10 protein-coding genes and 4 pseudogenes are annotated in these 18,987 nt (G+C 59.8%); 7 read left to right on the top strand and 7 right to left on the bottom strand.

The genetic code is table 11. The features are described from left to right. Window positions 1-249 precede the first annotated feature (249 nt). Window positions 250-1,218, top strand: a complete 969-nt coding sequence (locus tag RHM58_RS23280; protein WP_201257267.1) for a hypothetical protein — start codon at window positions 250-252, stop codon at window positions 1,216-1,218. A gap of 178 nt (window positions 1,219-1,396) precedes the next feature. On the opposite strand, the pseudogene RHM58_RS23285 reads toward RHM58_RS23280, so the two are convergent. From RHM58_RS23285 to RHM58_RS23315, 7 genes and pseudogenes are all read right to left on the bottom strand, one after another. After that, window positions 1,397-3,755: pseudogene (locus RHM58_RS23285) on the bottom strand (tetratricopeptide repeat protein). A gap of 89 nt (window positions 3,756-3,844) precedes the next feature. Then, a pseudogene (locus RHM58_RS23290) lies at window positions 3,845-3,988 on the bottom strand (transporter); the annotation flags it as partial. 65 nt (window positions 3,989-4,053) lie between these two features. Continuing rightward, complete coding sequence (locus RHM58_RS23295) at window positions 4,054-5,460, bottom strand: DUF1254 domain-containing protein (RefSeq protein ID WP_201257269.1); 1,407 nt, start codon at window positions 5,458-5,460, stop codon at window positions 4,054-4,056. 203 nt (window positions 5,461-5,663) lie between these two features. After that, complete coding sequence (locus RHM58_RS23300) at window positions 5,664-5,867, bottom strand: hypothetical protein (protein ID WP_201257283.1); 204 nt, start codon at window positions 5,865-5,867, stop codon at window positions 5,664-5,666. A 10-nt stretch (window positions 5,868-5,877) separates the two neighbouring features. Then, window positions 5,878-6,669: a hypothetical protein gene (locus tag RHM58_RS23305; RefSeq protein ID WP_322268312.1), complete on the bottom strand. Its 792-nt coding sequence runs from the start codon at window positions 6,667-6,669 to the stop codon at window positions 5,878-5,880. 399 nt (window positions 6,670-7,068) lie between these two features. Beyond that, a pseudogene (locus RHM58_RS23310) lies at window positions 7,069-7,435 on the bottom strand (DUF6124 family protein). A 395-nt stretch (window positions 7,436-7,830) separates the two neighbouring features. Further along, window positions 7,831-8,256, bottom strand: coding sequence for a YciI family protein (locus RHM58_RS23315; RefSeq protein ID WP_201257272.1), 426 nt, complete (start codon window positions 8,254-8,256; stop codon window positions 7,831-7,833). 256 nt (window positions 8,257-8,512) lie between these two features. Between RHM58_RS23315 and RHM58_RS23320 the strand changes: the two genes are divergently transcribed. The 6 genes and pseudogenes from RHM58_RS23320 to RHM58_RS23345 all read left to right on the top strand — a co-directional run bounded on the left by RHM58_RS23320 (window position 8,513) and on the right by RHM58_RS23345 (window position 18,880). After that, a complete protein-coding gene (locus RHM58_RS23320) occupies window positions 8,513-8,956 on the top strand; it encodes an SRPBCC family protein (protein WP_322268313.1) in 444 nt (147 codons plus the stop codon). 253 nt (window positions 8,957-9,209) lie between these two features. After that, window positions 9,210-9,710 (top strand): thiol peroxidase, encoded by a 501-nt coding sequence (gene tpx, locus RHM58_RS23325; protein ID WP_008030203.1) that lies wholly within the window; start codon window positions 9,210-9,212, stop codon window positions 9,708-9,710. A 175-nt stretch (window positions 9,711-9,885) separates the two neighbouring features. Further along, window positions 9,886-11,196, top strand: coding sequence for an MdtA/MuxA family multidrug efflux RND transporter periplasmic adaptor subunit (locus tag RHM58_RS23330; protein ID WP_201204106.1), 1,311 nt, complete (start codon window positions 9,886-9,888; stop codon window positions 11,194-11,196). After that, window positions 11,193-14,298 (top strand): annotated as a pseudogene (locus RHM58_RS23335) (MdtB/MuxB family multidrug efflux RND transporter permease subunit). Before RHM58_RS23330 ends, RHM58_RS23335 begins: the two are co-directional and overlap by 4 nt. Further along, complete coding sequence (locus RHM58_RS23340; protein ID WP_322268314.1) at window positions 14,295-17,402, top strand: efflux RND transporter permease subunit; 3,108 nt, start codon at window positions 14,295-14,297, stop codon at window positions 17,400-17,402. Before RHM58_RS23335 ends, RHM58_RS23340 begins: the two are co-directional and overlap by 4 nt. Beyond that, window positions 17,399-18,880: an efflux transporter outer membrane subunit gene (locus RHM58_RS23345; protein WP_201257275.1), complete on the top strand. Its 1,482-nt coding sequence runs from the start codon at window positions 17,399-17,401 to the stop codon at window positions 18,878-18,880. Before RHM58_RS23340 ends, RHM58_RS23345 begins: the two co-directional genes overlap by 4 nt. Window positions 18,881-18,987: the final 107 nt, after the last annotated feature.

An 18,987-nucleotide genomic window follows, 5' to 3' on the forward strand; every position in this document is an offset into this window, starting at 1 on the left:
CTGTGGGATTTTGTGGCGAGGGAGCTTGCTCCCGCTGGGTCGCGAAGCGGCCCCTGCATTTATCCAGTTGTACCGCGTCCGCTGGATTGACGACTGCTGCGCAGCCGAGCGGGAGCAAGCTCCCTCGCCACATTGATCTTCAGTGAATAGGTATTTTTACTTGGGGCCGGTACTGGCATTTTGGTAGAGTCCGCCGCACTCAGCGGTTTTTTGGCTGCATGGACGAAATCAAGAAGGGAGTCTGACGTTGTGAGCTTCGGCAAGAAGATTTTAGGGCTGACGGCATTTTTACTGATGTTGACCCTCTGGGGCGGTTACTTCTACGTGTTCCAGGAAAACCGTGGCGGGCAGTTGGGCGGCGCCTACGACAGCACCGCCTGGTGCGGCACACCACCGTCTGCCGATGCGTTGTCGCTGGGCAAGGATCAACTGACCCTGCGCATCACCAACAACCTGCGCGGTGAGTTTATGCTCGGCGGCTCGATCATCGTGTCCGAGCGCACTTTCAACCGCTACGACCTGGGCCGCAACGAACTGCGTTTGCGCCTGGAACCGTTGCAATGGTCCTACGGCGCCACGCCGATCTTCCTCGAACAGGTCCGGATTAAACCCCTGAGCCGCAACCTCGCCTCGGACAACAAAAGTGCCTACGTCGAACTCGAATCACGACCGATTGGCGTGCAGGGGCGGGCTACCGAGTTTCCTTTCGACACCTACCGCTACGGTTACAAACCGGTGCTCTATTACCTCAAGGGCAACGAGCGCATCGACCTGCGCTTCCGTCACATCACCACGCTGATGGAGATGTCGAACACCTTCACGCCAATCCAGAAGTACAACCGCGTCGAGTACATCAACGAGAAAAACTCGATGGTGCGTGATGAGGATTACAAGGCTTACGCGCCCAACGAATGCGCGTTCAGCGTTGAGCGTAAGGGTTCGTTCAAGGTGATTGTTTTGCTGATGCTGCTGGTGCTTTGCTTGCCGCTGATGCACGTGTTTTATCGCGACGAGCCGGGTATCGACTTTCTGGCCACGCTGGTGGGGGTTGGTGCGGTAAGGATGCTGCTGGTGGGGCCGTTGCAGGATTTCCAGCTGTACAACATCGACTTTCTGTTTGGCGCGGCGATTCTGCTGGTGGGGACGGTGTCGCTGATCAAGGCGATGCGGGCCAATAGTCGGCGGGTATTGGCGGCTAAGAGTGGTTCAACGTGGTGATGCTCTAACAGGTCAACACATAACCTGTGGCGAGGGGCTTGCCCCGTTGGGCTGCGCAGCAGCCCTAAAACCTGTCGACGCGATTCTACAGACTTACCGCATTCGCCGGTTTTACGACGGCTTCGCCGCCGAACGGGGGCAAGCCCCTCGCCACAGAGGCCTCAAGATCAGCCCCCAATCATTTCAACGCCGGATCGCCCATGTTCATCTTCTTCCAGCCCTGCAGCAGCACTTGGGCCTTCGGTTCCTTGCCGTTCTCCAAGTAATACTGGATCAACGACAACCGCGCATTACGGTTGGCCGGCTGAACTTTCAACAACCGCTCCAGCTCTTCGCACGCTTCATCAACCTTGCCGCTGTCATGCAGCGCCACCGCCAATACATAACCGTACTGCGCGCTCTGGGGCTCCAGCGCGGCGGCTTTGCGTAACAGCGGCATCGCTTGCGCGGTTTTACCGGCACGAATCAGCGACAAGCCCTGGGTGTGCAGCAACAGCGCGGCGTCCGGGTGCTCCTTGACGCTCTGCTCCAGCAGCGCTTGCGCCTCCGGGCCGCGCCCGTTGGCTTCCAGCCACTGCACCAGGGTTACCAGCGCCGGGTAGAAGTCCGGGTCACGTTTCAGGGCCATACGCAGCAGCGGCTCGACGTCCGCCGTACGTCCAATGCCCTGATAGAGCATGGCCAGGTTGAGGTTGGCCTCGGCGCGTTCCGCCAGGCTTTTTGCACGTCTTCGTATTCGGCGATCGCCGCTTCCCAGTTGGCCTGGGCGCTGCCCAAACCGTTGCGGGCCACGCTGAGCAGGTCCCGGGCCGCGACAATCCGCACAGCCTTCACCGGGTCAACAAGCAATGGCGTCAGTAGCGGCGCACGCTCCGGTGGCTGGAGGAACGCACTGATCGCCCGCACCGCGCTTTCACGCACCTGTGGCGCCAGGTTGCTCAAGTCCTGGGTCGCCAGTTTCAGCGCTTGCTCGCTCGGGTACAGCGGCAACTCGGCCAGCAACGTCGCCCGTTGAATCGCCGGCAGGTTGCTGCGCTGCAATTGCTCGTACAAGGCTTGCGCCGCGCCGGGTTGGCCGTTGCGGATCAGCCACAAACTTTCGTCATAACGCGGTGCCTGAACAGCAGACGCCGAAGCGGTGTTCCACAGCTTGAATTGCTCGGTGACCTTGTCCCCGGCCTTGCCCTGGTGACAGGTCAGGCAGGCGTCCGGCGTGCCAAGTTTTTTAGCGCGCTCGGGGTTGGGAATGCTGAAGCTGTGGTCATGCCGGAAGTCGTTGCCCATGTAGAACTTGCCCGGCATATGGCAATCCACACACTGCGAACCCGGCTGGCCCATGGTGTGGCGGGTGTGTTCGATGGAGTCGTAGTTCTTCGCTTGCAGGCCCTTGCCGTCGACGCCTTCCACCGCAGTTTTGCCGGCGGTGTTGTGGCATTGCAGGCATACGCCGTTGCCCGGCGCCTTGAGTTCGGTGCTGTGGGGGTTGTGGCAGTTGCTGCAACGCACACCTTTGTCGAACATTTTGCTTTGGGCGAAGGAGCCGTGCTCGAACACTTCGTCCTTGATCTTTCCGTCCAACGCATACAGCTCGCGGGTCAGGGTGCTCGGCAAGTAGTCGTCCATCAGCCGTTTGCCGACGGTGTAGCCATCGCCCAGCGGTGCGCGACGCGAGTGGCAGCGGGCGCAGGTTTCGATCTCGACAGTGGCGTTTTTGTCCTTGAGGTCGACGGCAAAACCGGCGTGGATCAAGTCGGTTTTTTCGCCGTCCATTCCAGGTGATTGGACGCTGGGCCGTGGCACGCCTGGCAGCCAACGCCAAGGCTGTTCCAGTGACTCTCAAAGGTGTTTTTTACGGCATCGAAATTTCGGTTGTAGCCAGTGGTGTGGCACTCGACACACATGAAGTTGGCGTTCTGGCTCGGCTTGCTCCAGTGCAGCGGGTTCTTGAAGTTCACCCCTTGCCCCGGATAGAGATGAAACCAGCGCTGCTTCTCGGTATCCCAGGCCACGCCGAGGGCTTGCAACCGGCCTTCGCCGACTTCGATCAGGTATTGCTGAAGCGGCGCGATGCCGAAGGTGTAGGCGACTTTGAAATCGGCATTCTTGCCGTCGATCCCAGGTGTGTTGACCCAGAACTCGTCACCTTTGTGCGAGAACACAGTGGTCTCTTTTTCCGCCTTGAAGGTGACGTTTTTAAAGTCCCCCAGCATCGTGTCGGCGGTGGCGGGTTGCATCGCCAATTGGTGATGGGAGCCTTGCCAATCCTTGACCTGCTCGGTGTGGCAGCCCTGGCATTGTTGCTCATCAACCATCGTCGCCGGGGTCGCAGCCACTACCGGTTTGGCCGGTTGCACGACAGGCGCGCTGACCGCTACAGGCTTGAGCGGGGCGGGTGTGCTGCTGTTGAAAAGAAACCAGCCGATTCCCGCGACAGCCAGCAGCAAGACGCCGATGGTGACGGGAAACAGGTAACGGTTAATCAAGGTCGGTGGCGAATCAAGGTTTGTGTTTACTGCTTTATTTTTATGCTTCGACATTGCGACTTCCGTGGTCCGAGTGCGTTGGCCGTTGAAGGCGCGCTTTGACGCTCGATGCAGCTTTGCCGGATGGCGAACTCTTCCTTGGTCAGCGCCGGGCCGATCGGGGTGTTGGTGTTGATGCGGTTGTAATAGCCGAAAACCATGTTCAGGTCAGTCGGCAGGTTCTGCCAGTCGCGGGCGTTGTCGGCCTGGCTCAACAGCGGGGTCATGGCCAGCGTCAGTGCCGTCATTCCTTTTTTGATGTCTTCAAACGCATCTTTTTGCTCCTGCAATGTTCTGAATGACGGTTTACGACTTATTGACCAATCGGCGTCAGCAGCGGGATCTTCCACTGACCGTTCACCACTTCCGGTTTAGGCAGGTACAGGCGCAGCACGGTGTAGAACGGCCCGTGCGGTGCCGGCAGCCAGTTGCTTTTCTTGCCGTCCACCGGCTCGGAATGCTGCACATACAGGGTCAGCCCGCCGTCAGCATCGCGCTTGAGCTTGGGCAACATCCGCGAATTGATCAGGTAGCGCTTCGTGTGGTTGGCCACCAGCAACTTGGTCTTGCCGTCGTACAGGGTCAGCGACCAGAAGGCGTCGGCCGGCGGCAGCTCGTCCTTGTTGAAGTGCAGGGTGTAGCTGTGGCGGGCTCCGTTGAGTGGTTTGCCCTGGTTGTCGACGAAGTAGCCGATGTAATTCGCCTCTTCGGCGGAGTTGCCGAAGATCCCGACATTGGCGCCGACGTAGCGATACAGGTAGTTGCCATTCAGGTGATCGCGGGTGCCGAAGAAGTCGCCGCTGGTGACTTGGTGTGTGTCGATTTTGTCCTTTTTGAACTGGGCGAACTCGGCCTTGCCGTCGGCGATGCCGTCGTCCAGCGCCTTGCGTTGTTCGGCGCTCAAGTCGCTGACTTTGAACGGCTGGCCACCGACGATGCCGATCTTGGCGAAGCGTGCCAGCAGATCTTTTTCCACGTCCTGGGGTGGGGCGAAACTCAGCATGAAGTTGAGGTAGCGGAACAGCTCCGGGCTGTCGCTCATCGTCGCCGTGGGTTTGGGCCAATCGACTTTTGGCGCGGCAGGTGGCGCCGGTTGCTTGAGGTACTGGCTGAGGGTTTGAACCTTGTAGGCGTTCTGGATCAGCTTGACCTTGTTAAGGTCGGCATTGTCGAACAGCTGCGTGCGATACAGCGCGTAGGCAATGTTGCTTTCACTGCGCACCAGGCGATCGATGTTCACCGGTTGCTGGCCTTGCCAGTCCGGGCCGGCAATCATGAACGTGCCGCCCTTGTTGCCGGTGCTGCGAGTGCCCAGGTACGCAAAGTTTTGCGTGTAGAGGTCGATCAACTGCACCGAGTAGTAACGGTTTTCTGCAATCGGCGGCAGGGTCAGCACCACGGGCTCAGTCCGCAGGTCCATCCAGACGAAGGAGTAGGGCGTGTCAGAGTTGGGGGTGACAAATGCAGTGTCTGCGGGCGAGAACACTTTGGTGGTGTTACCGATCTTGTTGAACGGCGCCTTGAAATTCGGCCCGCCCTTGTCCACGGCTTGGGTGTAGAGGGTCTTGTACATCTCCACTACCGGGAAGCCATACAGATAGGCTTCCTTGGCGATGCCGCGGGCTTCTTGCGGCGTGGCGCTGAAATCCGCCCAGGCACTGCAACTGAGCAGTAACGAGAGACTGGCAAGCATCAGGCGTGGGGCTTTTTCAAACTGCATGGTGTGTCCTTTTCAAGTAATGCCGGTCAGTCAGAGATAGAACTAACAATGAGTAACCTGTGGCGAGGGAGCTTGCTCCCGCTGGACTGCGCGGCAGTCCCTTTTATGGGGCCGCTTCGCGACCCAGCGGGAGCAAGCTCCCTCGCCACAGGTAATGCGCTCGCCGGTCCATTCCTTGACTGGCCGATATTGATCTTTGGGCATCACTTCACAACGGTGATGTCATCCAGTTTCCAGCTCTTGTCGACATACGCTTCAGTCGGCGCATACAGCCGGGAGTCGCTGAACGAGTGCTTACCCGGCGGGGTTTGTACCCCGACTTCCTGTGCCTGCGCTTGAGCGCCAACACCACAACTGGCGAACATCGCCATCACACTGAACCCTGCCGCACGAAGTGAAATATGCATATGAGTGTCCTTATTTGCCAACCGTGACATTGATCCCGGCGAACAGCGTGAACTGCGGCAGGCCATCGCCTTTGCGTTCCACGGTCCACTGGGGTTCTACAAAGGCGTTGAGGATGTTGGTGCCGGACTTCCAGACCTTGCCACCACCCAAGCCGATGGGGATGTAATGGGTGTCGTTTTTCAGGTCGAAGGTCCAGGTGCCGGTGGAGCGCAGGTACCAGCCTTTTTCCAGGTTATGCATGATGAAGGGCTGCATCGTCGCGGTTTCGACGTGGGCGCGGTCACGGTCACCGGCGAACGAACTCTGATACTGAACCAGCGCACCCAATAGGCCGCGGGGTGACGAATCGATGGCGACGGCGGCCAGGCCGGCCTGCCACTTGCCGGTGCCCAACTCATCTTGCTCGGCGGTGGGCGCGGTGATCTGCGGGCCGATGCCCAACTGGATGCCGTCGGTCTTGAGCAGGAAAATATCGAACAGGTTCAGGTCGCCGATACCGGTGCTGTAACCGTTCTGCGGGTCGGGTCGGGTGCTGATCGGCAGAGTCGCGCGCAGCAATTGCGGCACGCCGATGAAATCGTTGGGCGCTACCGGCAGGGTGCCACGCAGCAATGCGTCATTGGTATGAACATTGGTGTCGTAGAGCCTGGGCGTGTAGTAATCCTGCAGGTTGGCGCCGGGCGCCAGGCTCAGCGGGTTGTTACTCTTGTTGGCTTCCTCTGCGTTATCCGCCTGAGCACAAGTGGCAGACGCCATGAGTGACACCAGCAAAAGGGCGTGCGCTCCTGGATTTTTCGACATGATTCCCCAGTTCCTTGATGGCTCAGTGGACGAACCCGGCCATATGTTTGGCCGTTACTGTGTAATCTCTTTCCGATCAAGCCTGTAGGACACATCAGTTGAAGCTAGCAGCTAACCACAAGTTAGCCAGCCGAAAGGGTTAATTCCTTCGTTTTGCGTACGCGTTCTCGTTATTTTTGTGTACTGGAAAGTTAAATTGAATCAGTGGGTTGGGGGCGGGAGTTTAGGAGGGAGTTAGGCTTTTCGGGGGGATGGGGGCGTGCGACGGGCACAAATACTGTGCCCGTAGAAGATCAAATGTGGGAGCGAGCTTGCTCGCGAAGGCGCCGTGTCAGGCAACATTTCTATCGACTGGTACGCCGCTTTCGCGAGCAAGCCCGCTCCCACAAGGGGGATCACCTATTTAGGCAATTCGAAGTTATCCAGCATCCGATTCACCGCCAGTTCACCCAACATGACGACCTGTTGAATGCCCATCAGGGTGTTGCGATGCGGTCCCCTCCATCAGTCCGGCGAAGTTACTGAGCATGACACTCGCCGACGCCATCGATTCGCAGGCGTGGGCCAGCAGGGTTTCCTGGTCGGCATCGGGGTAGATGTTGAAGAGGGTGCTGGGTTTTCGCGGTGGGATAGGGTTTTTCAGGGCCCCGGGGTTGAGGTAGAAATTGAGCGCGCGGTCGGCGGCCTCTTTGAGTTTTTTGGCGTCGAGGGCCGGGTCGTGCGGGACCGGATCTGTGTCCGGAGGATTAGGTGTTGCCTTGAACATAATTGCATTCCTTCCTAAGTAGGGCTGCAACCGTTTCGCTACTAAACGAAAGGGTGGCAGCTGTGCGCAAGTTAGTAGACCGGGAAGGAATGAAACCGGCGCGCCCGAGGACGCCATGCGCACAGCCACCATCAAGTACAGGCGAATTGCCTGACTGAATGACACTTGTGCAACGGTTCAAACCTTCCGGGCTACTAAACCCGATCACTGACCATCAGTGATGCGGACAAAGTTACCGAGCAGCCCCCAGACGCACAAGCCGGCGGATTCTGGCGTAGTTGTAGGCAAAGGCGCAAGACGATGTAGCCTCGCGGAAACCTTCTGACACGCCATTTAAACAGAGCGTTAAACACCCTCAATTACAACGGGTATTGAGCGCGCCGCGCCGGCCCTATTCAGTTCTTTTTCCCCTGCGCCCGCACTCGCTCTTCCTGCTCGCGCAACTCAGGTGTGAACTCGGCACCAAAGTCCTCGGCCTCAAATATCTGGCGAATCTCGATCTCGGACTCTCTCCCAGGCATTGGGTTCGGACAGCGTTTGACCCACTCGATCGCTTCCTCTTTTGATTTCACCTGCCATATCCAAAAGCCGCCGATCAGCTCTTTGGTTTCGGCGAACGGCCCATCAATGACCGTACGTTTTTCGCCCGAGAACCGCACGCGAGCGCCTTTGCTACTGGGTTGCAAACCGTCGCAGTCGAGCAGAATCCCGGCCTTGGACAGTTCCTCGTTGTAATTGCCCATCGCGGTCATCAGTTCCTCGGAAGGCATCACACCGGCCTCGGAATCCTGGCTGGCTTTCACAATGATCATGAATCGCATGGTTTTATCTCCGCTGGAAGTGAGTGATTCGCTACCTAGTCGAATGGCCGTCTGCTGAATCGACAACACCGCCCACAAAATTTAGCAGCACACCGATACCCGTGTCGGAGCTGCCGAAGGCTGCGATCTTTTGATTTTGCTTTTAAAGACGAAGATCAAAAGATCGCAGCCTTCGGCAGCTCCTACCGGGGGATGTGTCGGGGTTGAGCGCGGTGGTAGGCTGCGCGTTTCCTGGCCAATGGAATGCCTGTCAATCATGCCCGTTCTGCAACTCACCACCCTGATCCCCGACCGCACGCCTGACCAAGTCCTGGATTTCTGCCTCGAAGGCGTCAACTTCCCGAAAATCTTCCCCGAACGCGTCACGCCGCTGGGCGATATCGACCTGAGCAATCTGCGTATCGAGGCCGGGCGCCAGTTCCGCTTTCGGCACTGGATGTTCAACGTCATCCCGTCGAACTGGACGGTGGTGATTCGTGAGGTCGGCGAAACGCATTTCATCGATGAAATGCTCAAGGGGCCGATGGCTGCCTTTCGTCATGAACATCGAGTGGCGGCGGGCGAGGGCGGTACGCTGTACACCGACCGGGTGACGTATGCGGCCATCGGCGGCGCACCGTTGGAATGGTTGCTGGTCAACGGCTACATGCGGCGGATTTTCGAGGCGCGGCATCGCAATATGCTGCGGTTGCTCGCCTGAATCAGCCTGTACGCAATCCCTGTGGGAGCGAGCTTGCTCGCGATGACGGACTGACAGTCACCCAATGTGCTGAATGCTAGACCGCTATCGCGAGCAAGCTCGCTCCCGCTGGTTTTGTGTCGTTTGTGCGAGTTGTATCCAATTTCACCTACGACACTTCACAATTTGTATCTGGGCATAGGTCGTCGGACAATTTCGTGGTTAACTTCGGCCTCTTCAGATTTTCAACAACACTTCCAGAAGGACTCCGTTCATGGCTCAAGTCACTCTTAAAGGCAACCCGGTTCAAGTCAACGGCCAACTGCCACAAGCCGGTTCCAAGGCACCAGCCTTTTCCCTGGTTGCCGGCAATCTGTCCGACGTGACCCTGGCGAGCTTCGCCGGCAAGCGCAAAGTGCTGAACATCTTCCCAAGCGTCGACACCCCGACCTGCGCGACTTCGGTTCGCAAGTTCAACGCCCAGGCAAATGATGTCGCCAACACCGTCGTGCTGTGCATCTCTGCTGACCTGCCGTTCGCCCAGGCACGCTTCTGCGGCGCTGAAGGCCTGGAAAACGTTCAGAACCTGTCGACCCTGCGTGGCGCCGAGTTCATCGAAAACTACGGCGTGGCCATTGCTGACGGCCCACTCAAAGGCCTGACCGCCCGTGCCGTCGTGGTACTGGACGAAAACGACAACGTGCTGCACAGCGAACTCGTTAAAGAAATTGCAGAAGAGCCTAACTACGAAGCGGCACTCGCTGTTCTGAAGTAACCGGCTTTACAATTGTTAACGGCCTGGCACTCGCCAGGCCGTTTTCATTTGTGTTTCAGTCCCTTGGACAAACATCCTGTTACGTAAGCCAAAGGTAAATAGCCGGTAAAGCCGCTTTGCTTAATGCTCGCCAGTGCTTATCGTTCAGCCTCCCGTAGAAGAAGCCCCCGCGCCCATGGTTGATCATTCAATGCAATCCTCCTCCCGTAGTCCCCGTCGCTGGCTGTTCGGCCTGCTTGTCCTGTTGATCGTCGCGGGTGTGTGCTGGAAATTCTGGCCTGCCGGCACTGATCACAAAGCGGGCGAAAAGCCGAGAGCCGCCGCAGGGCATACAGGCAAGGCTGGAGGGATGCGTCCGGGGTTTGGCGGGGCGAGCGGCCCGATTCCGGTGCGCGTGGCGCCGGCGGTCAAGGGTGATTTCCCGCTGTACTACAAGGCGCTGGGCACGGTCACGGCGCTCAACACCATCAATGTGCGCAGCCGGGTGGCCGGAGAGTTGATGAAGGTTGCGTTCGAGGAAGGGCAGATGGTCAAGGCCGGCGACTTGTTGGCCGAGATCGACCCGCGTCCTTACCAGAATGCTTTGCTCCAGGCTGAAGGCACTTTGCTACAGAATCAGGCGCAACTGAAAAACGCCCAGGTCGATGTCGAGCGTTATCGCGGCCTGTTTAAAGAAGACAGTATCGCCAAGCAGACCCTGGACACCGCCGAAGCGCTGGTCGGCCAATACCTGGGCACGGTCAAGACCAACCAGGCAGCGGTCAACGACGCCAAGCTCAATCTCGAATTCACCAAGATCCGCGCACCGATCACCGGGCGTGTCGGCTTGCGTCAACTGGACGTTGGCAACCTTGTCGCCGCCAATGACACCACCGCACTGGCCATCATCACCCAGACCCAACCGATCAGCGTGGTTTTCACCCTGCCGGAAAACAGCCTCGACACCGTACTGGCCCGCTATCACACCGGTGCCAAACTTCCGGTGGAAGCCTGGGACCGTGGCGATATGAAATTGCAGGCCAGCGGCGTGTTGCAGAGCCTCGACAACCAAATCGACGTCACCACTGGCACCCTGAAATTCAAGGCGCGCTACGAGAACCGCGATCAAGCGTTGTTCCCCAACCAGTTCGTCAACGTCCACCTGTTGGCCGACACCCTCAAAGACGTGACGCTCGCACCGTCGGCGGCGATTCAGTTCGGTACCAACGGCACCTTCGTCTATGCCATGGATGGGGACAAGAAGGTCACGATCCGTCAGTTGAAAGTCGGCCCGAGTGACGGCAACAACACCGTCATCACCGAGGGTCTGGCCGTCGGTGATCGCGTGGTCCTGGAAGGCACCGACCGCCTGAAGGAAGGCAGCGAAGTGGAAGTGGTCAATGACACCCAGGATGTACCGACCACCCCGACCGAACACCTGCAAGGCAAATCGGCGGCCAAGACCCCTGACGCGACCGCCAACGACAAGGCGAAGAAGGGCGCATGAACATCTCGCGGCTGTTCATCCTTCGCCCGGTCGCCACGACCCTGAGCATGCTGGCCATTATTCTGGCCGGCATCATCGCTTATCGTTTGTTGCCAGTGTCGGCATTGCCCCAGGTCGACTACCCGACCATCCGCGTCATGACGCTCTACCCCGGCGCCAGCCCGGATGTGATGACCAGTGCGGTGACCGCGCCGCTTGAGCGTCAGTTCGGGCAAATGCCCGGCCTGACCCAAATGGCGTCCACCAGTTCGGGCGGCGCTTCGGTGCTGACCCTGCGTTTCAGCCTCGACATCAACATGGACGTCGCCGAGCAAGCAGGTGCAGGCCGCGATCAAGGCCGCGACCAACTTGCTGCCCAAGGACCTGCCGGCACCGCCGGTCTACAACAAGGTCAACCCGGCGGACACCCCGGTGCTGACCCTGGCCATCACCTCCAAGACCATGCTGTTGCCCAAACTCAATGATTTGGTCGATACGCGCATGGCGCAGAAAATCGCCCAGATCAGCGGCGTCGCCATGGTCAGCATCGCCGGCGGCCAGCGTCAGGCGGTGCGGATCAAGGTCAACCCCGAGGCCCTGGCGGCCAATGGCTTGAACCTGTCGGACGTGCGCACCTTGGTCGGCGCGTCCAACGTCAACCAGCCCAAAGGCAACTTCGACGGCCCGACCCGGGTGTCGATGCTCGACGCAAACGATCAACTGACGTCGCCCAAGGATTACGCCAACCTGATCCTTGCTTACGCCAATGGCGCGCCGTTGCGGCTCAAGGACGTGGCGGAAATCGTCGACGGCGCTGAAAACGAACGACTGGCGGCATGGGCCAACGAAAACCAGGCCGTGTTGCTGAACATCCAGCGCCAGCCCGGTGCCAACGTTATTGAGGTGGTCGACCGGATCAAGGCCTTGCTGCCGAGCATTACCGACAACCTGCCGGCCGGCTTGCAAGTCACCGTTCTGACCGACCGTACCCAGACCATCCGCGCCTCCGTTACCGACGTACAACACGAACTGCTGATCGCCATCGCATTGGTCGTCATGGTGACGTTCCTGTTCCTGCGCCGGGCCAGCGCGACGATCATTCCTTCGGTCGCCGTGCCACTGTCGTTGATCGGCACCTTCGGCGTGATGTACCTCGCGGGTTTCTCGGTCAACAACCTGACCTTGATGGCCCTGACCATCGCCACCGGTTTCGTGGTGGACGATGCGATCGTCATGCTGGAGAACATTTCCCGATTTATCGAAGAGGGCGACAGCCCACTGAATGCGGCGCTCAAGGGCGCCAAGCAGATCGGCTTCACCCTGGTTTCCCTGACCCTGTCGCTGATTGCGGTACTGATCCCGCTGCTGTTTATGGCCGACGTGGTGGGGCGTCTGTTCCGGGAATTCGCCATCACCCTGGCGGTGGCGATCCTGATTTCCCTGGTCGTGTCGCTGACCCTGACGCCGATGATGTGCGCGCGGCTGCTCAAACGTGAGCCCAAGGAAGAAGAGCAGGGCCGTTTCTACCGGGCCAGCGGCGCGACCATCGACTGGATGATCGCTGCTTACGGGCGCAAGTTGCAGTGGGTGCTCAAGCACCAGCCGCTGACCTTGATGGTGGCCATCGCCACCCTGGGCCTGACCGTATTCCTTTACATGATCGTGCCCAAAGGCTTCTTCCCGGTGCAGGACACCGGGGTGATCCAGGGCATTTCCGAGGCGCCGCAGTCGATTTCCTTTGCCGCGATGAGCGAACGTCAGCAAGAGCTGGCCAAAGTGATCCTAGCCGACCCGGCAGTGGAAAGCCTGTCGTCCTACATTGGTGTGGACGGGGACAACTCGACGCTCAACAGCGGTCGCATGTTGATCAACCTCAAACCCCACAGTGCGCGGGACCTTAGCGCCACGAAAATCATTGCTCGCCTGCAACCGGAAGTGGACAAGCTGATCGGCATTCGCCTGTTCATGCAGCCGGTGCAGGACCTGACCATTGAAGACCGGGTCAGCCGTACGCAGTACCAGTTCAGCATGTCGTCCCCGGACGCCGAATTGCTCAGCCTGTGGAGCGGACGCCTGGTGGAAGCCCTGGCCCATCGGCCGGAGCTGACCGACGTCGCCAGCGATTTGCAGGACAAGGGCTTGCAGGTGTACCTGGTGATCGACCGCGATGCGGCGTCCCGGGTCGGGGTGTCGGTGCAAAACATCACCGATGCGCTGTACGACGCTTTCGGCCAGCGGCAGATTTCGACCATCTACACCCAGGCCAGCCAGTACCGCGTGGTGCTGCAATCGCAGTCTGGCGAGAAAATCGGCCCGGACGCGCTGAACCAGATTCACGTCAAGACCACTTCGGGTGGCCAGGTGCGCCTGTCCAGCCTGGCGCATGTCGAGCAACGTCAGACGCAATTGGCGATCACTCACATCGGCCAGTTCCCGGCGGTGATGATGTCGTTCAACCTGGCCCCCGGCGTGGCGCTGGGGCATGCGGTGGAGATCATCGATCAGGTGCAGAAGGACATCGGCATGCCGATCGGCGTGCAGACCCAGTTCCAGGGCGCGGCCGAAGCATTCCAGGCGTCGCTGTCGAGCACCTTGCTGCTGATCCTGGCGGCGGTGGTGACCATGTACATCGTGCTCGGCGTGCTGTACGAAAGTTACATTCACCCGATTACCATCCTCTCGACCTTGCCCTCGGCGGCGGTCGGCGCCTTGCTGGCGTTGCTGCTGACCGGCAATGACCTGGGGATGATCGCGATCATCGGCATCATCCTGCTGATCGGTATCGTGAAGAAGAACGCGATCATGATGATCGACTTTGCCCTCGACGCTGAGCGCAATCAGGGCATGGCGCCGGAGCAGGCGATTTACCAGGCGGCACTGCTGCGTTTCCGGCCGATTCTGATGACTACCCTGGCCGCATTGTTCGGCGCGGTGCCGTTGATGCTGGCCACCGGTTCCGGTGCAGAGCTGCGTCAGCCGTTGGGTCTGGTGATGGTCGGTGGTTTGCTGGTGAGCCAAGTGCTGACGCTGTTCACCACCCCGGTGATCTACCTGTATTTCGACCGTCTCGGTCGGCGCTGGGGCCATAAGTCTGCAGCCGTGGACGCGGTAGAACAGCCATGAACCTGTCCGGACCTTTCATCAAGCGCCCGGTCGCGACCATGTTGCTGAGCCTGGCGATCATGCTGCTGGGCGGTGTCAGTTTCGGCCTGTTGCCGGTGGCGCCGTTGCCGCAGATGGACTTCCCGGTGATCGTGGTTCAGGCCAGTCTGGCGGGTGCGAGCCCGGAAGTGATGGCGTCGACCGTGGCCACTCCGCTTGAGCGCTCCTTCGGCTCCATCGCCGGGGTCAACACCATGAGCAGCCGTTCCAGCCAGGGCTCGACCCGGGTGATTTTGCAGTTCGACATGGACCGCGACATCAACGGCGCGGCGCGGGAAGTGCAAGCGGCGATCAACGCCTCGCGCAACCTGCTGCCGAGCGGGATGCGCAGCATGCCGACCTACAAGAAGGTCAACCCCTCGCAAGCACCGATCATGGTGTTGTCGCTGACCTCGGACGTGTTGGAGAAAGGTCAGCTCTACGACCTGGCCTCGACCATTCTGTCCCAGAGCTTGTCCCAGGTGCAGGGCGTAGGTGAAGTGCAGATCGGCGGCAGCTCCTTGCCAGCGGTGCGCATCGAGCTCGAACCCCAGGCGCTGAACCAGTACGGCGTGGCGCTGGACGATGTGCGCAATACCATCGCCAACGCCAACGTGCGCCGCCCGAAAGGCTCGGTCGAAGATGACCAGCGTTTGTGGCAGGTCCAGGCCAATGATCAACTGGAAAAGGCCAAGGATTACGAATCGCTGATCATCCACTACAACAACGGCGCGGCCCTGCGCCTGAAGGATGTGGCCAAGGTCAGCGATGGCGTCGAGGACCGCTACAACAGCGGCTTCTTCAACAATGATGCGGCGGTGCTGCTGGTGATCAACCGCCAGGCCGGCGCCAACATCATCGAGACGGTCAACGAGATCAAGGCGCAGTTGCCGGCGTTGCAGGCGGTGTTGCCGGCCAGCGTCAAACTGAACCTGGCGATGGACCGGTCGCCGGTGATCAAGGCAACGTTGCACGAAGCGGAAATGACCCTGCTGATCGCCGTGGCGCTGGTGATTCTGGTGGTGTACCTGTTTCTCGGTAACTTCCGTGCCTCGCTGATTCCGACGCTGGCGGTGCCGGTGTCGCTGGTCGGTACTTTTGCGGTGATGTACCTGTACGGATTTTCCCTGAACAACCTGTCGCTGATGGCGCTGATCCTGGCTACCGGGCTGGTGGTGGACGATGCCATCGTGGTGCTGGAGAACATTTCCCGGCACATCGACGAAGGCGTGCCGCCGATGAAAGCGGCGTACCTCGGCGCCCAGGAAGTCGGCTTCACCTTGTTGTCGATGAACGTCTCGCTGGTGGCGGTGTTCCTGTCGATCCTGTTTATGGGCGGGATCATCGAAAGCCTGTTTCGCGAATTTTCCATTACCCTGGCGGCGTCCATCGTGGTGTCGCTGATCGTGTCGTTGACCCTGACGCCAATGCTCTGCGCGCGTTGGCTCAAGCCGCACACACCGGGTCAGGAAAACCGTCTGCAACGCTGGAGCCAGCGCGTCAATGAATGGCTGGTCGCCAAATACGCCACCAGCCTCGACTGGGTGCTGCGTCACCGGCGCCTGACATTGCTCAGCCTGCTCATCACCGTGGGTGTCAACGTCGCGTTGTACGTAGTGGTGCCGAAAACCTTCATGCCGCAACAGGACACCGGTCAACTGATCGGATTCGTCCGTGGCGACGACGGGCTGTCGTTCAGCGTGATGCAGCCGAAGATGGAGACCTTCCGACGCGCCGTGCTCAAGGACGATGCGGTGCAAAGCGTGGCCGGTTTCATCGGCGGCACCAACGGCACGAATAACGCCTTCATGCTGGTGCGCTTGAAGCCGATCAAGGCGCGCAATATTTCTGCGCAAAAGGTCATCGAACGTCTGCGCAAGGAAATGCCCAAGGTCGCCGGCGCTCAGCTGATGCTGATGGCTGACCAGGACCTGCAATTTGGTGGCGGTCGTGAACAGACCACCTCGCAGTACTCCTACATCATTCAAAGCGCCGACCTGGGCTCGTTGCGCGAGTGGTACCCGAAAGTCGTCACCGCGCTGCGGGCCTTGCCGGAGTTGACGGCGATTGACGCCCGCGAAGGTCGTGGCGCGCAACAGGTGACGCTGATTGTCGACCGCGACCAGGCCAAACGCCTGGGAGTCGACATGGACATGGTCACGGCGGTATTGAACAACGCCTATGCCCAGCGACAGATTTCGACAATCTACGACAGCCTCAACCAGTATCAGGTAGTGATGGAGGTCAATCCGATATACGCCCAGGATCCGATCACCCTCAAGCAAGTCCAAGTGATCACTTCTACCGGCGCGCGCATTCCCCTGTCGACCATCGCTCACTACGAAAATAGCCTGGAAGACGACCGGGTCAGCCACGAAGGCCAGTTCGCTTCCGAAAGCATCTCCTTCGACATGGCCGAAGGCGTGACAGTGGAGCAGGGCACCGCGGCTATCGAGCGGGCGATTGCCAAGCTCGGCATGCCGGAAGACGTGATCGTGAAAATGGCCGGGACCGCCGACGCTTTCGCCGCCACCCAGAAGACCCAGCCATTCATGATTCTCGGCGCGCTGGTGGCGGTGTATCTGGTGTTGGGCGTGCTGTATGAAAGTTACATTCACCCGCTGACGATTCTGTCGACGCTGCCGTCGGCTGGGGTCGGTGCGTTGCTGTCGATCTATGCGTTGGGCGGGGAGTTCAGCCTGATCTCGTTGTTGGGGCTGTTCCTGTTGATCGGGGTGGTGAAGAAAAACGCCATTCTGATGATCGACCTCGCGTTGCAACTGGAGCGGCATCAGGGCATGAGTCCGCTGGATTCGATTCGCAGTGCCTGCCTGCAACGTCTGCGGCCCATTCTGATGACCACCCTGGCGGCGATCCTCGGTGCACTGCCGTTGCTGCTCAGCCGTGCCGAAGGCGCGGAAATGCGTCAGCCGCTGGGCCTGACTATCATCGGCGGGCTGATTTTCAGCCAGGTGCTGACGCTTTACACCACCCCGGTGGTTTACCTCTATCTCGACAAACTGCGCCATGGTTTCAACAAATGGCGTGGGGTACGTACCGATGCAGCTCTGGAAACTCCGCTATGACTGACCGTTCGCTTATCACTCTGGCTGCACCAATCGCCATGGCCCGTGGCTCGCGTTTGTTGAGCCTGGCGCTGTGTGTGGCCATGCTCAGCGCTTGCGCCGTCGGCCCGGACTACCAGCGCCCACCAACCGCGGAACCGGCGCAGTACAAGCAAGCCGAGGGCTGGCGTCAGGCCAATCCCAGCGATTCCCTGGCCCGTGGCGCCTGGTGGGAGTTGTACGGCGATCAGCAGCTCAACGGCCTGATCGAGAAACTCAACAACTCCAACCAGACCGTCGCCCAGGCCGAAGCCCGGTATCGGCAGTCCCAGGCCTTGGTCAGCACTGCCCGTGCCGCGTTTTACCCAACGGTTGACTTGAGCGCGGGCAAAACCCGCTCCAGTCAGGGCGCCGGCAGCAGCAGTTCCAGCCTGAGCAGTTCCGCCAGCGGTATTCGCGACACCTACAACGCTCAGTTGGGCGTCAGTTGGGAAGCGGACGTCTGGGGCAAACTGCGTCGCGGGCTGGAGGCCAACGAGGCCACGGCCGAAGCAAGCTTCGCCGACCTCGCGGCCATGCGCCTGAGCCAGCAGTCGGAGCTGGTGCAGAACTATTTGCAGTTACGGGTGATCGATCAGCAGAAGCGCCTTCTGGAATCAACAGTCACGGCGTACGAGCGTTCGCTGCAAATGACCCAGAACCAGTACCGCGCCGGCGTGTCCGGGCGTGATGCGGTGGCCCAGGCCCAGACTCAGCTCAAAACCACCCAGGCCAACCTGGTGGACCTGATCTGGCAACGTGCCCAGTTCGAAAACGCCATCGCCGTACTGATCGGCCAGGCGCCGGCCGAGTTCAATCTGGCGGAAACCGAGGACATCCCGAAACTGCCGCAGATTCCCCTGAGCCTGCCGTCGCAGCTACTTGAACGCCGCCCGGACATCGCTTCCGCCGAGCGCTCGGTGATTGCCGCCAACGCCAACATCGGTGTGGCGAAAGCCGCTTACTACCCGGATTTGAGCCTGAGCCTCAGTGGCGGTTACAGCAGCAGTACGTCCAGCAACCTGTTCAGCTTGCCGAACCGCTTCTGGTCGGTGGGGCCGAAAGTGACGTTGCCACTGTTTGACGGTGGCGCGCGCTCGGCAGAAGTTGATCGCAACGAAGCGCTCTACGATGAAACCGTGGCCAAGTACCGCCAGACCGTGCTCGACGGCTTCCGCGAGGTGGAGAACTACCTGGTGCAGCTCAAGGTTTATGAAAACGAAGCGACCGTGCGCCAGGAAGCCCTGGACGCGGCGCGCGACTCCTTGCGCCTGACCCAGAACCAGTACAAGGCCGGGTTGATTGCCTACTTGGACGTGGTCGTGGTTCAAGCCACCGCGTTGAGCAATGAACAAAGCGTATTGACCGTGTTGCAGAGCCGATTGATTGCCAGCGTGCAGTTGATTGCGGCGTTGGGTGGCGGTTGGGATGGGCAATTGCAGGTGAGTGACAAGGAATAACGCAACTTTTGTGGATCGGCGCGATTTGTGGCGAGGGAGCTTGCTCCCGTTCGGCTGCGAAGCAGTCGTAGTCCGGCTAACTCGGTATACCTCAGAGACAAAACGGG

Source organism: Pseudomonas sp. 10S4 (genome assembly GCF_034344865.1).
In the GTDB taxonomy this organism is placed as follows: Bacteria; Pseudomonadota; Gammaproteobacteria; order Pseudomonadales; family Pseudomonadaceae; genus Aquipseudomonas.

Bases quoted from the DNA above. Each gene is read 5' to 3' on its own strand.
- RHM58_RS23315 (WP_201257272.1), bottom strand. From the start codon at position 8,256: ATGCGATTCATGATCATTGTGAAAGCCAGCCAGGATTCCGAGGCCGGT.
- RHM58_RS23305 (WP_322268312.1), bottom strand. From the start codon at position 6,669: ATGTCGAAAAATCCAGGAGCGCACGCCCTTTTGCTGGTGTCACTCATG.
- RHM58_RS23345 (WP_201257275.1), top strand. From the start codon at position 17,399: ATGACTGACCGTTCGCTTATCACTCTGGCTGCACCAATCGCCATGGCC.
- RHM58_RS23300 (WP_201257283.1), bottom strand. From the start codon at position 5,867: ATGCATATTTCACTTCGTGCGGCAGGGTTCAGTGTGATGGCGATGTTC.
- tpx (WP_008030203.1), top strand. From the start codon at position 9,210: ATGGCTCAAGTCACTCTTAAAGGCAACCCGGTTCAAGTCAACGGCCAA.
- RHM58_RS23295 (WP_201257269.1), bottom strand. From the start codon at position 5,460: ATGCAGTTTGAAAAAGCCCCACGCCTGATGCTTGCCAGTCTCTCGTTA.
- RHM58_RS23320 (WP_322268313.1), top strand. From the start codon at position 8,513: ATGCCCGTTCTGCAACTCACCACCCTGATCCCCGACCGCACGCCTGAC.
- RHM58_RS23330 (WP_201204106.1), top strand. From the start codon at position 9,886: ATGGTTGATCATTCAATGCAATCCTCCTCCCGTAGTCCCCGTCGCTGG.
- RHM58_RS23340 (WP_322268314.1), top strand. From the start codon at position 14,295: ATGAACCTGTCCGGACCTTTCATCAAGCGCCCGGTCGCGACCATGTTG.